The sequence below is a fragment of the Mycobacterium shunyiense genome, assembly GCF_058270075.1.
This window is the reverse complement of the sequence record NZ_JBZDPU010000011.1, coordinates 103,325-118,008: the sequence shown is the minus strand read 5'-3', so window position 1 is coordinate 118,008 and position 14,684 is coordinate 103,325. Positions and strand designations below refer to the sequence as shown.

At 63.0% G+C, this 14,684-nt stretch carries 16 protein-coding genes; 11 read left to right on the top strand and 5 right to left on the bottom strand.

What is annotated here, in order from left to right:
- The 4 genes from AC4ELH_RS09535 to AC4ELH_RS09520 form a co-directional block, all read left to right on the top strand.
- Window positions 1-494, top strand: a 494-nt coding sequence (locus tag AC4ELH_RS09535) for a hypothetical protein (RefSeq protein ID WP_498884231.1), incomplete at its 5' end; no start/stop codon positions are given.
- A 43-nt stretch (window positions 495-537) separates the two neighbouring features.
- Window positions 538-777, top strand: a complete 240-nt coding sequence (locus AC4ELH_RS09530; RefSeq protein WP_409552763.1) for a hypothetical protein — start codon at window positions 538-540, stop codon at window positions 775-777.
- Window positions 777-1,097: a hypothetical protein gene (locus AC4ELH_RS09525; RefSeq protein WP_498884229.1), complete on the top strand. Its 321-nt coding sequence runs from the start codon at window positions 777-779 to the stop codon at window positions 1,095-1,097. Before AC4ELH_RS09530 ends, AC4ELH_RS09525 begins: the two co-directional genes overlap by 1 nt.
- Window positions 1,098-1,166: 69 nt before the next feature.
- Window positions 1,167-1,559, top strand: coding sequence for a hypothetical protein (locus AC4ELH_RS09520; RefSeq protein ID WP_409552759.1), 393 nt, complete (start codon window positions 1,167-1,169; stop codon window positions 1,557-1,559).
- Window positions 1,560-1,697: 138 nt separating this feature from the next.
- On the opposite strand, the gene AC4ELH_RS09515 is transcribed toward AC4ELH_RS09520, so the two are convergent.
- Window positions 1,698-2,249, bottom strand: coding sequence for a hypothetical protein (locus tag AC4ELH_RS09515; protein ID WP_498884227.1), 552 nt, complete (start codon window positions 2,247-2,249; stop codon window positions 1,698-1,700).
- A gap of 43 nt (window positions 2,250-2,292) precedes the next feature.
- A complete protein-coding gene (locus AC4ELH_RS09510) occupies window positions 2,293-2,757 on the bottom strand; it encodes a hypothetical protein (protein WP_498884225.1) in 465 nt (154 codons plus the stop codon).
- 254 nt (window positions 2,758-3,011) lie between these two features.
- Here AC4ELH_RS09510 and mobF point away from each other — a divergent pair, with 254 nt between their 5' ends.
- The 3 genes from mobF to AC4ELH_RS09495 all read left to right on the top strand — a co-directional run bounded on the left by mobF (window position 3,012) and on the right by AC4ELH_RS09495 (window position 10,205).
- Entirely contained in the window at window positions 3,012-8,948 is a 5,937-nt protein-coding gene (gene mobF / locus AC4ELH_RS09505) for a MobF family relaxase (RefSeq protein ID WP_498884223.1), read from the top strand.
- 470 nt (window positions 8,949-9,418) lie between these two features.
- Complete coding sequence (locus AC4ELH_RS09500; RefSeq protein ID WP_409552755.1) at window positions 9,419-9,709, top strand: hypothetical protein; 291 nt, start codon at window positions 9,419-9,421, stop codon at window positions 9,707-9,709.
- 118 nt (window positions 9,710-9,827) lie between these two features.
- Entirely contained in the window at window positions 9,828-10,205 is a 378-nt protein-coding gene (locus AC4ELH_RS09495) for a hypothetical protein (RefSeq protein WP_409552837.1), read from the top strand.
- A gap of 515 nt (window positions 10,206-10,720) precedes the next feature.
- Here AC4ELH_RS09495 and AC4ELH_RS09490 read toward each other — a convergent pair.
- From AC4ELH_RS09490 to AC4ELH_RS09480, 3 genes are all read right to left on the bottom strand, one after another.
- On the bottom strand, window positions 10,721-11,044 hold the full coding sequence (locus AC4ELH_RS09490; protein ID WP_409552753.1) for a hypothetical protein: 324 nt from the start codon (window positions 11,042-11,044) through the stop codon (window positions 10,721-10,723).
- Window positions 11,041-11,562 carry a DUF7161 family protein gene (locus tag AC4ELH_RS09485; RefSeq protein WP_409552752.1) on the bottom strand — a complete coding sequence of 174 codons (522 nt, stop codon included), beginning with the start codon at window positions 11,560-11,562 and terminating at the stop codon, window positions 11,041-11,043. Before AC4ELH_RS09485 ends, AC4ELH_RS09490 begins: the two co-directional genes overlap by 4 nt.
- A 195-nt stretch (window positions 11,563-11,757) precedes the next feature.
- A complete protein-coding gene (locus tag AC4ELH_RS09480; RefSeq protein WP_409552751.1) occupies window positions 11,758-12,111 on the bottom strand; it encodes a DUF6086 family protein in 354 nt (117 codons plus the stop codon).
- A 174-nt stretch (window positions 12,112-12,285) separates the two neighbouring features.
- Between AC4ELH_RS09480 and AC4ELH_RS09475 the strand changes: the two genes are divergently transcribed.
- From AC4ELH_RS09475 to AC4ELH_RS09460, 4 genes are all read left to right on the top strand, one after another.
- Window positions 12,286-12,591 carry a hypothetical protein gene (locus AC4ELH_RS09475; RefSeq protein ID WP_409552750.1) on the top strand — a complete coding sequence of 102 codons (306 nt, stop codon included), beginning with the start codon at window positions 12,286-12,288 and terminating at the stop codon, window positions 12,589-12,591.
- 259 nt (window positions 12,592-12,850) lie between these two features.
- Window positions 12,851-13,360 carry a TIR domain-containing protein gene (locus AC4ELH_RS09470; protein WP_409552749.1) on the top strand — a complete coding sequence of 170 codons (510 nt, stop codon included), beginning with the start codon at window positions 12,851-12,853 and terminating at the stop codon, window positions 13,358-13,360.
- Window positions 13,357-14,214: a macro domain-containing protein gene (locus AC4ELH_RS09465; RefSeq protein WP_498884220.1), complete on the top strand. Its 858-nt coding sequence runs from the start codon at window positions 13,357-13,359 to the stop codon at window positions 14,212-14,214. Before AC4ELH_RS09470 ends, AC4ELH_RS09465 begins: the two co-directional genes overlap by 4 nt.
- Window positions 14,211-14,660, top strand: coding sequence for an HIT family protein (locus AC4ELH_RS09460; protein WP_409552747.1), 450 nt, complete (start codon window positions 14,211-14,213; stop codon window positions 14,658-14,660). Before AC4ELH_RS09465 ends, AC4ELH_RS09460 begins: the two co-directional genes overlap by 4 nt.
- The last annotated feature ends 24 nt before the right edge of the window (window positions 14,661-14,684 follow it).

The window sequence follows — 14,684 nt, the reverse complement described above, 5'->3', positions numbered from 1 at the left end:
ATGTCCACAACCAAAGGAGAGATGAGATCAATGAATACCGCATCACTCAATATCAACCGTCCACCAGTCAAAGATGCAACGTTGGCGGGCGGGGCAGTGGCGGTTTCGGCATGACTACCCCTGAACCAGGGGCCGTAGCCGATGGGTCGACCGTTGCGCTCGGTAGCGACCCGTGGGGCCCTATGCTTCGCGGTCACCAGATCATCCTGGGTGTTTTCGACGACGAGGCCTCCGGCACCGACGATGGCCAAACGTACTCCTGGGAAGAACTCTCCGGGCCGTTCTGCTCCTGCGGAGACTTTGGGTGCCCTGGCGGTAAACGTCCGCAAGACTGCCCTGAACGTTCGGGGGGCGACAGCAGCGTCTACCCCGAGCGCTGGACCGACAAAGACATCGACGACTACGAATTCGAATTCGCGATCTACGCCGCGCGCACCGACAACCACGAAGACGCCCAACGCGCCGCAGCGCAACTCACCCTCTATGACCGTTAGTCCGCCCCCACTGGCGAGCCCCGTTGAATGGACCAGGCCAACCATGCACAGGCTGCGCATCGCCCACCATGACGCGACCACCATCACAGTTCACGCCGACTTCGACTCCGCGCGTGAGGCATTGCAGACACACGCCAAAGTCACCGACACCTACCTACACGCTCTTACACCCAGTCGAAGCGCCCACGCCCAGTTCAATCTGATCCAGCTTGACGAGAAGGCCCGCACACCTATGGTTGCCGGCAACGCCACGATCGAACCCGATTACGAGAGGACCACCTGATGTCGCCGTACAACCGGCCCTACACCTTTGAGCTCGCGGCACAATTGCTGAACGCGCGTGACGATGATCAAGCTGTGACCGACGTGTATGCCACCGCGGCCGCCAACGGTATCGACCATGAGCAGCTCGACCGCGCCGCGTCCACACTGGCCCAGTTGCAGATTCACGACTTCCCCACCTGGATCCGGCAGGAGTACATCGTCGATGGCTGGCTGCATGGGTATCTCGACAGTTCCGCAGATCCATCTGACCCGAAGCTGACGGTGTGGATTCTGTCTCAGATGGCCGATGCCTACTACCGCAGTCTCGACCACCCCTGAACCCGACCGATCAAACACCGCGAACGGCACGGACAACTTTCGATTCGCGGGTTGTCAAAGGATGAATCGATGACCGTTTCGACCGCGGTCTTGAAAACGAAAGACATGCTGATGACTCCGGCGTTTCAAGCCCACTCGCTCGGAGCATTTCGCGGGTGCTGCCACGGCGACGCGATTGCCTACACCGCCACACTCGAAGCGACAGGCGAGCACGCTGTCCACGCGCTTCTAGGCCGCCTCAGAGAAGCTGGTTTGTGCTTACCCCACGAAGCGTTTTCCGGCGACATGAACGACCAGGCCGCTGCGGGCAGTCGCGACTACTATGCCGTTCTTGACATCAAGGACACCGACGGCAACTGGTTGGACAACCTGGCTGTGCCAACCAAGTCCGAATTCGACCAACTGCGCGAAGCGCTGTCGCTGCGCATCGAGTCCTCGGACTGTGATCTGGGCTGTGAATGATGCAACACTGGTGCCACTCCGTGGCACCAGTGTGGTGAAACACCAACATCCATCAACTCACCCCGGATCCAGCCCAATAGGAACACGTGCCCAAGGGGCCCATGCTCCCCGTCATGGCAGATCACCTGTCGCGTTACCTCACCACAACGTCGGTTCTGAGGAACCCAAGAGGATCGCTGCGACGGCCTGGTCATCCCATCCATGGCGCACAGCTTCCCGCAACGCCAACGCGCGCGTAACCCGTTCATGCACACCAGCTCCACGCCGGACGATGGTCGGGCGGCCACCGCCGCGTTTCATACGCGCCATGCGCGTCATGTTCTCGCGCTGGTCCCCGGCCACCACGTGCAACGCCAGTCCGCTCACGATGTCTCCCGCGTTGACCGTGCGCACGCATACCGGGTTGTCGCACTGGTGTAAGGCTCGCACATCAGCGGGCAGGGTTTCTCCGTTGAGGGCCAGTGCCAACGCATACCGCGCTGCTCGCACCATCCGAACGCGGCCATCGCGGCGGATCGCGAACACCCCGTATCCCTCGCTTAGCGCTCCCGTGTAGATGGCGCAATCCTCAATGCGTGGGCCCGTGATGACCTTGGATCGAAACCGCTCGATCTCTCGCCGGTCGGCGCTCGGGTCCACCGTTAAGGGCAGCGGTTCCCACCGTCGACTGCCACCATTTTTCGTGCCCACCGTCTTGGTCCTCGCCGTTAGCTTACTACGTACAAGCGCTTGACTATTGGGTAACCAGTGTCAGCGAGGCCGGCTCAGCTCCATCGCTTGTGTTCTCGATCTCAGTGGGCACGCTCTGGGAGCCGTCCTCGGGTTCTGACACGGTGGCTTCCGCAGTGTGCGTCGCGCCGTCGGCGGCCGCCACTTTCAAGTACTCGCGCACTTGCGCTGTCGTGACGCCGGCCTCTGCGGCAATACTGCGGATAGTCTCACCCCGGAACCGCATCGCCTGCAGCGCTTTTCCGGCTTCCACCATGTGGGCTCGCCGGCGCTTCTCCGCGTCTCGATTGGCCTTCTCGATACGTTCGGCCAGCCACCTGCTGACCCCCTCGGCCTTAGCGGTTGCCACCACGAACTCGGTCAGGTTCTCAGCATTCTGTCGTTCGCGCGCCTTGCGTTCGGCCGCCGCGGCGGCCTGGCGCTCCAAAATCTGCGCGCGCGCGAGCTTTTTGCTCGTTGTCTTCTCCATATTCGGATCTTAAAGCTGCCCAATGACTTTTCTGTTTTCGCTTGGCTGCTCCATCCACCCTCTACACCTGTCTGTTCTGCCTGCCCTCTCAACAATCCCAGTGCCCTTGCCCCTGCCATTTCAGCCTGCTCAAGTCCCACACACCTCTTGCACTTAGGTCACGTTTCGATAACAACCCGCTGCTGACCTGCGGTCAAAGCGAACACAACGGATGCAGCCCGCGGCCATAGCGTTGAGTGCGTGAAGCGGCCATGATGAGCGGACACAAGCTCACCGCCGGGGATGGTTACCTCTACCTCATCCGGCAGGTGGCCGCTGCCGACGGCACCGACAAGGGCCGGACTTCACTAAGTTCCTACTACTCCGAAAAGGGAGAGTCGCCGGGCCGATGGATCGGCCGGGGCATGGAGTCGCTGACTGCCCCTGAAGGGCGCAACCCGATGGTTGTCTCCGGTGAGGATCTTTGGACTGTCGAGCGCGGCTCGGAAGTCACAGAAGATCAGATGAAGGCGATCTTCGGCCTCGGACTGCACCCCAACGCCGCGGCCCTTGTCAAAGAACTGATCGCCCAAGGAACTCCGAAACACGCTGCACTCGAAGCGGTCAAACTGGGACGCCCCTTTCACATCAACGACGGGCAGTCCCCACTCCAGAAGCGCCTGGCCATCGCCTACCGCGATCACAACCTCAGCCAAGCCGAGCACTGGAACGCGCCGATCGCCGAAGAGATCAGGGCGAAAATGCGCACCGCGATCGCCACAGAAATGTTCACCGAGACCTACGGGCGCCCACCAGCAGGCAGCCGCGAACTGGCAGGATTCATCGCCCGTGAGACCCGCGAAAAGACCACCTCCGTAGCGGGATACGACTTCACCTTCACGCCCCACAAGAGCGCGAGCGTGCTGTGGGCAGTAGCACCAAGACCGATCGCCAAGATTATCGAGGAATGCCACCAGCGTGCCGTCAACGACGCACTGGCATTCATGCAAGACAACGCAGCCTTCACTCGAATCGGAACCGGCGGCGTCGCGCAGATCGACACTGAAGGCTTCATCGCAGCGGCATTTACGCATCGAGACAGTCGCGCCGGTGACCCTAATCTGCACACCCACGTGGCGGTCTCGGGCAAGGTTCGCGCTACAGGCGCCGACGGGATCCCCCGCTGGCTCGCACTCGATGGCCGGCCAATTTTCAAGTCGATGGTGGCTGCCTCTGAGGTGTACAACACCCGCTTTCAGGGCTACATGATCGAAGGGCTTCCCATCGGTTATGCCGAACGCAAAAGCGAGGTCCGCGGCAAGCGTCCGGTCCGCGAAATCGTCGGTATCCCAGACAGCCTCATTGACCTCATGTCGTCGCGGCGTGCTGCGATCCAGCACCGATACTACGAACTGGCCAAGCAGTTTCAACGTGACCATGGTCGCGAACCAACGACGCCTGAAGCCATTGCGTTGTCACAGCGGGCGACCCTCGAAACACGTCAAGCCAAGCACGAACCGCGTTCGCACGCTGAGCAGCGCCAGCAGTGGCACACCCAAGTCGTTGAACACCTCGGCGGCCAAGACGAACTGACAGCCATGCTGGCCAACGTCTTGTCCGGCCGCCAACAAGCCGGACCCGAGGTCACTGCCGAGTGGATCAACGACCAAGCCGCCGCGGTGATCGAGGTCGTATCCGGCGCGCGCTCGACCTGGCAGCGCACTCACGTCTACGCCGAGGCGCTGCGCATAGTGCGCAAGCATGACTCGATCGTTGCCGACCACACGGTGGCCGACGCGATCGCCGCCGCGGCGCTCAGCGAGCCACACAGTGTGGCCCACGCCCGCGACATCGACGCTGACCTCGGTGAACCCGAAGCGCTACGCCGAGCAGACGGCGCCAGCGTTTACAGCACGCACGGAACTGCACTGTTCACCAGCCCGAAAATCAAGGCTGCAGAACGGCGAATCATTGCCTTCGCCCAGCGTCTTGACGGGCGTCGAGTGAGCAAGGAGGCCGTCGAACTGGCGCTATTGGAACAAAAAGCGCGCGGCCAAACTCTCAACGACGGCCAAGAAGCACTGGTCCGCAACATGGCCAGTTCCGGGGCGCGTTTGGCGCTGGCTCTGGCGCCGGGCGGCACCGGGAAGACCACTGCGATGGCGACATTGGCTCGCGCGTGGATGGAGGAAGGCGGCAACGTGATCGGCCTTTCCCCAAGCGCCAGTGCCGCTCAGATCCTGCGCAACGACATGCACGAACAAGGCATCGAGATCCCCGCCGACACCGTCGACAAACTCCTCTGGCTCGACAGCAACATCGACGCTGCAGTCGATGACCCTGCACGTACGTGGTTTGACACCATCGGCCCTGACACCCTGCTGATCATCGACGAAGCCGGCAAGACAGGGACTCTCGCGCTCGATACCGTCAAGCGCATCGCCGAGGAGCGCGGCGCGAGCATACGAACGATCGGAGATGACAGGCAGCTCGCCTCCATCTCGGCCGGCGGCATATTGCGAGATGTCGCCCTCACTGCCGGATCGGTGACCCTGACCGAGGTTATGCGGTTCCGCTCGCGCGCCGAAGCCGCGGTCACACTCGCCCTGCGCGACGGCGACCCCACCGCGTTGGCCTACTACGCCGACAACAATCGAATCCACGTAGCCTCCGAAAAAACCGCCGCAGACACCGCTTTCGAGCGCTGGCGTGCAGACCTCGCCAAAGGATGGGATTCGCTTCTTCTGGCACCCACCAATGAGACCGTCGCAGAGCTCAACGAGCGGGCCCGCCTGGAACGTCTGGACCGCCTCAACGCCACCGGAGGCGGTTTATCCGAGGACCAAGGCGAAGTCGTCGAACTGTCGGATGGACTGCACGCTTCCGTCGGCGACGTCGTCGCAACACGCGAAAACAACCGCCGACTGCGGCTCGGGGGCGGCGGCGATTTCGTGCGCAACGGCTACCGCTGGACAGTCACCAAAATCGGCACACGCGGCAGCCTGACGGTTTCCCAACTGCACACCAACCAGACCGTCACGCTGCCCGGATGGTACGTCCGCCAGCACGTCACCCTGGGCTACGCCGCCACCATCGACACCACCCAAGGGGCGACCGCAGGCACCAGCAAGGTCACCGGCACCTGCCACATCGTCGGCTCGGAGACACTGACCCGCCAGCAGCTCTACGTCGCCGCCAGCCGTGCCAAAGACGAAACCCACATCTACCTGTCCACCGCAGAAGATGACCCCCACCGCGTCCTGACCACCAAGGCCCTGCATCCCGACACCGCCCTCGATGTGCTCACCCGCGTGCTCGCCCGCGACGGTGCTCAACGTTCGGCCACCACCGAAGCCCGCGAGGTCCTCGACCCGTTCCACCGCCTGGGAGCAGCCGCCGACCGCTACGCCGACGCGTTGGGAACCGGTGCCGAACACCTCATCGGCACCGCCGCCGTTCTGGCCATCGAGAGCCACGCCGCACAGATCTACGCCGGACTCACCGAATATCCTGCCTGGCCGGTCTTGCGTAAGCACCTGGCACTGCTGCAATTAATGGGCGATGATCCGCACGAGCGGCTCTCCACCGCCATTAATGAACGCGAACTCGACAGCGCTGCCGATGTTGCTGCGGTGTTGGATTGGCGACTAGACCACAGCGGGCAACACTCCACGGGTGTTGGGCCTCTGCGATGGCTGCCGTCAATACCTCAAGAACTCCAAGATCACCCTGAATGGGGCGAATGCCTTTCGGCCCGTGCTCAATTGGTCTCCACGCTGGCCGAATCCATTCGAACCACCGCGAAAACTTGGGACGCAACTACCGCCCCCGCGTGGGCGCGCCCCCTTATCGCGAAGAAACCCGGGTTGGTTGCCGAACTGGCAGTTTTCCGGGCAGCCAACAATGTCGACGAGGCAGACACTCGCGTCGCCGGCCCACCGCAATACCAGGTCCGCACGCGCCACATCCAGCGCCGCCTCGAAACCAGTGCAAACGAAGCCTTGGGACTGTCCGGACAACCCACCGGCCGCTGGAACACCCTGGTCGACGAGATCGACCCTCGCGTGCGGCGAGACCCGTACTGGCCGCAGTTGTCTGCTCACCTCAGCACCATCGAACGCACCGGCGTGGATCTGCGCCAACTGCTCACCGATGCCGCAGCCCAAGGTCCGCTGCCCGACGAAATGCCAGGCGCAGCACTGTGGTGGCGACTGTCGGGCACACTCACCCCTGCCGCCCTCGAACTTCCCCACGCGGGTCTGCGCCCAGCCTGGCTGCCCGACCTGCACACCATCTTCGGTTCCACACTCGCCGAAGCGATTTCCGGTGACCCCGCCTTCCCGGGCCTGGTCGCCGCGATCAACGCCGCCGACCCGGCACGCTGGACACCATCTGATCTGCTTCACGTCGCCCGCGAACACCTGCTCGACACCGACCACCAGCCACCACTACGCGCCGACGAATACGCGCGCCTACTGACCTACTCCATCGACCTTTTCACCCCCACCCATCCCTTCGATCACATTCCCGCACCAGCCGAGCAGCCGCCAACCCCGGCCGAACTCGAGGAACTGCTCCACCACCACCCCGACCCGCACCAACCGCAACCGCCCAGCTTCGGCGACGAGCATGTACTCGACGACGATGATCTGCTCGAGCGCCTCGGATACATCGAACTCAACCCCGCCGATCTGGACGAACTACTCCCACCGGATCCCCTTTACGAGCTCCACTGGTCCGATGCGGCATTCGACGGCCTCAGCTTCGATGACCTCGCCACCGAAAGGCCTGTGGCGCGGCCACTTGCTCCGGCCTTGGCCAACGTCGCCGAGCTGCGCACCGCATGGCGCGCCGCCGACGACCACGTTCATCACCTCAAAACACGCATCGACGGCGGCCAGGGCCCCGCTGTGCTCGCCGCAGCGGAAAAGCTCAGCAGCCTTGCGGCCCGCGCCGACGCCGACCGTCCGTATCAACTGGCTGTCCTCGAAGTTGTTGGACGCTGGAAAGACGCCGAAGCCACCTACGAAGAGGCGTTGCAACGTGTTTCGTGGGCCCGCGACCAGATCGCTCAATTGCAGGCCGATCCCGGCGCAGATCCGCTCGATTTGGCATCAGCCCAAGCAGGACTTCGCCTGGCGACCATGGCCCTGCCCGCCACCAGCCCTGCCCAGCGTTTCCAATCAGAGCTGGCCGCCGCAATCGAGGCACGTGCGCACGCCGCCGGAGGCGCCGACATAATCGTGACCCGAGAAGACGTCGACCGCGCCCGCCGCGAGGCCGAAGACGCCGACAGAGCGGCCCTGCAGGCCGCCCTCGCCCACCGCCGCCGCATCAGCACCGAACTCGACCGAGCCGAATCCAGCGCTGCCGCAGCGTTCGCCGAAGCGCACACCCGCAGCGCCGAGCACATTGTCGAGCGTATGGATGCCTTGCGCACCGAACTGTCGGTGCTCAGGTCGGCCGGCGACTACGACCCGCAGCGCTCGCTGACACTCTCACCGGCAGCAACCGAACACCTCCCCCCGCTGGCAGCCCGCGGTGTCACCAGCTTGGGAGCCAATGGCTTCACCCTCACCCCGGTGCACGCCGGCGACCGCAACGAGGCGCTGGCCGCGATGAGCGTTCTGCACGCCGCCGCAGCAGCACGCGACCGTAAAGTGCTGTGGTGCCAGCCCACTGACAGCACCGCTAGCGGCATCGAGACCGCAGAGGTCGCCGATACGATCGCCACTGTCGAGCAAACCCAGCACAACCTGACCCAGGGCACCTGGAAGTTGCCCGCCAACTCCTTCGTCGTCATCGACCAGGCTGCCGACGTTGAGCCTTCGACAATCGCCGACATCACCGAACACGCGGCACGCCACGGCGCCACCGTGCTGCTGCTCGATTCCGGCGAAACACGCTGGCCGCCACCGCCTTCCTCAGCGCTGCTCAAACTGCTTCACGAAGACCTGCCCTGGTCGGCCACGCTCAGCGTCGAGGCCAACACGGCACCGCAACGGCCCCAACAACTCGACCTCCAACCGGTACTCGACCAAGCGGCCCACTACAACACCGACGTCCTGCCACCTGAGGTCTGCGACGCGATCGACGAGCGGCAACGGCTGCGCGAAGCACACCGCATCAGCCACCGAGTCCACAACATGGTTTGGCGCACCGCAGACACCCGTGAACACGAGCGGCGCGACGACCGCGGCATGTCCCTGTAAGGAATACCTGACACGCGGTCGCGTGGCGCAGGACATCCTGACGCCTCTCGGTAGCATGGCCCCAACATCAACTGGCCAACGAATCGAGCAGACAAATGACGTGGAGCTATACCGCTGATGACGGCACCACACACACCGCGACCCTGATCGCCGTACAACCGGATGGCCACGAGCGGCACCTTGACCAAGTGCCGGCGAATCCAGCAGATCACGCCGGCGCCATAGGGCTGCGCGTCGCGTGCACATGCACATGGAAACACCCAGGGATCGAGCGGCGCACCGATGCTGGCGTCGTCGACACCAACGAATTACGAACGACATGGGACGAACACCTCTGGCCGTCAGCGGCGTTAGCACAACTGCGAAGGCACACCACGCTCATCGAACAAGCAGAACGCGCACGGGACCGAAGTGTGGCCGTAGCACGGTTGCTGGGCGCCAGCTGGGCTGACATTGGCAATGCGACAGGCATGCGACGCCAATCCGCATACCAACGTTGGGGAGCCGAGAGCGCCGCTGTCGTCAGGGACGATCGCGGCCGGATCTGGCCTGTGGAGCGCTGTGATCAGCTCGAAGTCGGGGACCGCCTACCTCCCAGCCTCGAAGAGGTTGAGCCTCACCACCAGTGGGTCCGGATCACCAAAGTCACGCACCTAAGCGACGGTGTCGACATCTCGACCGAAGACCCCGCCACTGGGTGGTCGGTGGGACATGACGAGGTGTGGGAGACCCCGGTGCATCCGCACTGGCTCAAGCCCTAGAAGCACTCAAGGCCCCTGGCTTACGGTGAGGCGCACGCTCAGCGACCCTCTCACTGAGGGCTGAGAGGTCGGCTGATACTGCGAGGCTTCGTGCGCTTGCCTGGCCGCCGTGTGGCAGATGGGAATTGGCATCGTGATCGACCAGTACGCGCGACCGTCATGGAAGCGAACGGGTTACCGGTATTTTCCGTACGCTGCGGAGCACCGCGGAGCGTGGTGGGTCCTGCGCCTCAATATGGGGTTTCCCGAGCACAATGCCTACACCCTATTTGTCGATGGCCGTGCTGCCGTTGACCTTACTGGCAGCGCCGGCAGCGACATCCCGCTGCTGGCTTCCGTTCACGCGCTCGGTCACGCGGCACTGCCGGCGCTTGACCCCGACATTGCACGTGTTGTCGTCGGCGCGGTGGCACAGTTCGTTGAGTACGGCTCTGAGAGCGACGATCCATGCCCATTCTGCTCGACAGGGCGCCACGGACTGACCTACCAGAATTAGAGACGCTGGCGTGGAGGCGTTTTAAAGCGGCGGTCCTCGGTCACCTCGGTCAGGGCGACCACACCGGGGCGGGAAAAGCTGCCGTTCCAATCTTGGTGCAGGATGCGGCAGCCTTTCAATCCTCGACGAGACTAGCCCGGGAGCTTCCGCAGCGTTTTCGCCCCCGGGCCACTCCAGCCGCTACCTGCATGCCGCCATTAGCGACGGTATTGGTGCCAGGGCCATGTGCCCTCCCGTAGGCGCCACCGGACGAGGACCACCATCCAGCACAAGAGATTCAGGAAGATCGCGGTGCTCCATGACATGCCGAAACTTTTGAGGGCGAACAGCATCAGTATCGGTGAAATGACCAGGATGCTGGCACCTATGGTGCGTCGGCGCTTCAGAATCTTCTGGCGTCGCATCTCGAAGTCGGGGTTCGTCACAGCAGGAAATCTCCTCGGTCAGTCGGTCGGTCGCGAGCCGTCGCAGTCTTGGGTAGTGGGTTCGTTCGAGGCAGCTGACGCTGGCCGCGCCTACAGATGCTTCACAGACCAGTCCGCGAGTGCGCTGGTGCCGACGACAGCAGCCGTTCCTATAAGCAGCGCGATGATCGGGATGTAGAAGGTGGGTCCGGGCGTCAGCCATGCGAGGATCGCCGCCGCGAGGTAGGTGGCCGTCGCCACGAGTGGCACGCCGAACACGCCGATCATCACGCCCCAGCCCGATCGTGGGCGATCCGGTGATGCACCGTCTCCGAGCATGATCAGGTGAAAGCCGACAGCGAATGCGACAACGACGGCGGGCAGCAGAGCGACGAACAGGATCACCGTGATGATGGTGTCGGTCGTGTTGCTCACGATGACGACTGCTCGGACTGGTCGTCGGTGACCAACGCCAGCTGGGCGTGGTCGATGAATACCACACGGCCAGCCTCACCCACGGGATGGGCCTGCAGCGTCAATGTGGCGTTGGGGGTGTCCTCGATGATCTCCACATGCGTGGTGCCGCGCGGCAGATCTACCGGCACCCCAGCATCGTTGGTCGGCAGATCGGTCAGCAGCATTGCCAGCCGGCCGTGTAGGCCGGTTTGGTCGTACCGGATAGGGTTCGCGCCGACCGGCGGCCACCGGCCAGCCTTCTCGGCTGCCTCAACTCGCCACCGGCGCATGATGGCATGTGCCTGGGCCGCGGTGATCTCGTCAACGTCGTCGTCGTTGTGGCCGAGCCAGTAGCGGCGCAGACGCTCGGTTGGCCGCCAATGCAAGTCTCGGTGGAATGATTCATCAACCGCTGGCGCGGTGCGCCGGATGATGGCGGTCGGGTCGGTCAGTGACCGGCCGCCTCCGACATGCGCATAGTAGGACACTCTGGTCATTCGGCGCCTCGTTGCAGCGGCAGGGTCGCCGTCGTCGCGTCACGGTGAACCGACTGCCGGCACTGTGCCGATGAGCAGGCTGTCTCAAACATGGCTACAACGCTAATACCCGCACGTGGTGCTTGGCCGCACAGAAATCTCAGACCCTCAGGGCGCAAGTTTCTGTGGTGGGGGACCGTTGCGCCGGGCGGGCTTTCATCGCGCCATTGACAGGGTGCGCGCCTTTTCGAGGAAAGCCAGCTTCTCTGATGTGTCTGCAGACAGTGGGCGGTCGATTCGATCGAGAATGACCACTGATGGAGCGAGAATCGATTCCAGCATCGCGCGCCGAATTTGGTGGGCGCTGCGGAAGTTTGCTTCAAACATGGCCGTGACGAACACTTCGAAAGTACCGGCGTCGATCTGCCAGTAGTCCGCTGCTATCTCACTCAGCCCGGTCGGAACGCCCAGCAGATCGGCGACCTGCGCGAGAAATCGAACGTATAGGTCGCCGACCTGCAGGGCTGGGCTCCACACGGTGCAGTCCTCGACCTCGAAAACGAAGCTCACGATTGACCAGTCTCCCGGGACCGCGCCCTCACGCCAATCATTGCCCTTGGCAAATGATGTTCTTCCTCACTGGCAGTAGGAACTGGGCAACCGGCTCCTCCTGAACGGTAGTGCGTGCGTGGGTTTGGGGCTGACGCGGTGAGTCTGGGGATGGGGGCCTGGCATGATGCGGCGATGACAGTGGATGAGCTGTTCGAGCAGCACCCAGAGCATTGGGGCCTGCGCGGCGATCCGTACGTGTGGGAGGCAATCCGACAGCGTCTGGTCAGTGTTCCCCTGCCTGACGGCGACACGGAGTTGGAGAATTTGCTCCTCACAGCCTTCGCTTTGGTCGTGGGTGTGGACCTGAGGATCGAATCGGCCGAGAACGTGTATCGGGAGGAGTTCGCGCACGGCGGCATATCTGGTGGTCATGTTTGCATCCCGACTTGGAGGGACCGTCTGATCCCGCTGCTGGTGAGTCGGGCGCGGCGGAACTGAGTGGAGACGGTGTCTCCCCCGCTCCGTCGGAACTGTGTCCGCCGGAGCGGGGGCGGCCTACAGCAAGGGTCTCCTCGACGTAGAAACCGTCTGAGACCTGAGTCTGCGGTTGGCCAGACGTAAGTGGGATTCCGAAGCAAGTAATTCTCGACACCCTGGGCGCCGAATGTGCCCCACCTGACACCGCGCCGCTGGTTATGCGTGATGATGTATCCGCCGTCGCGCGATGGCGTGATCAGCGTACGAGGGGGTCTCAGTCGTGAGTTATCGGAACAAAACCTATGTCGCCTTCGCCAGCGAGGACATTCTGCACTACCGCCTCATGACTGCGTGGCGCAGCAATGAGAACATGGACTTCAACTTCTTCAACGCCCACGATCTGTTCATCGCCCGCGACACCAGTCTGCCCGAGACCATCAGAGGCAGACTGCGCGAACGCATGAAAAACGCCAAACAGATCGTTCTGCTCGGAACCCCGACCGCCAGATACAAGGGCGGCAACGGCTCGTCGTTCCTGGCCTATGAGATCAAACTCGCGATCGAGTTCGACCTGCCCATTGTGGTGGCGAACCTCAACAAGAAGCGGACCATCGATACCTCGGTCATTCCGCAACCACTCATCGACGCCAACCACTACACGGTGTCGGTGTCCTTCCAGCCGGCCATCATTCAGTACGCCCTCGACCACTACGCGCCGGCCTACGCAGCATCGGGAAAGAACGGGCCTCACTACTACGAGCCCCACGTCTACTCGGACCTGGGCATATGAGCCCCGCCCTGCTCAATGATCTCAAGAGCAGACGATTCCTGAAGCAGGCCGGCGCCCGGACCCTGGTCTGGGTTGGTGCGATCGCCTCGATCGGCCAAGTCTCGGACTGGATCTGGAACCTGCATGAACATCCTTGGTGGGGACGGCTATTGGTCATCCTGTGCGTGCCCGGGCTAATCCTGGCGGTCGTCTGGTCGTGGCCACGACCCATCGCAGAAACCTACAACACCCCCAATACGACGATCCGCATCGTCAGAGGGGACATCTTCGAGCAAGACGAGCACCTTGTCATCGGAACCTGCGACACCTTCGATACCGAAACACCGCACATCATCGAACGCACCAGCCTGCAGGGCATCGCGCTGGACAAACTCTATGACAACGACGTCAGCAGACTAGACGCCGAACTCGCGGCCGCGCTCGCCTCCACCGAACCGGCGGGCGACATCGCCAAACCCGGCAAAACCGTCCGATACCCACTCGGCACGGTCGCCGTCCTTAACCATCCGACACGCAAGCTGTACTTCCTCGCCTACGCGAAAATGGATGAGAACAACAATGCCCAAGGCACGCCCGACGGTTTGTGGATCAGCCTCAACTCACTGTGGGAAGCCATCTCGCGCACAGCCAATGGCCGAACAGTATGTATGCCGGTGATCGGCGGAGGGATGTCACGGCTGTCAAGCGTCGTACCCACCCAAGACTCGCTGCGGTTCACGATCTTGTCATTCATGTTCGCCTCACGAACCAACCGAGTGTGCGACGAATTGCGAATTGTGTTGCGGCCCCAAGACTATGACAAACTCGATCGGCTCGAACTGCAGGCGTTTCTGACCTCATTGAGGCCATCATGACCGAAGCGTCCGCCCTCGACATGCCCGACACCGCGGCATGCGCGTTCTGCGATTACCTCGCCGGCCGTCGGCCTTTCACGATCGCGGCACGTACCGAGCAGATCGCTGTGCTTGTCACCCGTGAACAGCGCGGCCTGCCCCATCTACTTGTCATCCCCATTGCCCATCGCCCATCAATTCTTGACCTCTGTGACGCCGAGCTCGCTGCCCTGGCCCGCGGTGTGAAATCCGCGGCCCACGCCATCACTACCGCCTACGCCAGACCTGGCATCGCCGTGTGGCAGAACAACGGCACGCCCGCCCACCAAACCATCCCGCACACACACTTTCACGTCGCCGGCACACTGCCGGAAGGCGGCACCAATTGGGGTGCGGTACCCGAAGAACCGTTAGAGCTCACCGACCAGATCGCTCGCGTCATCACTCCGCACCTGCACCTGAGTTAGAGGCGGCTACGTCTGGCACGCCCG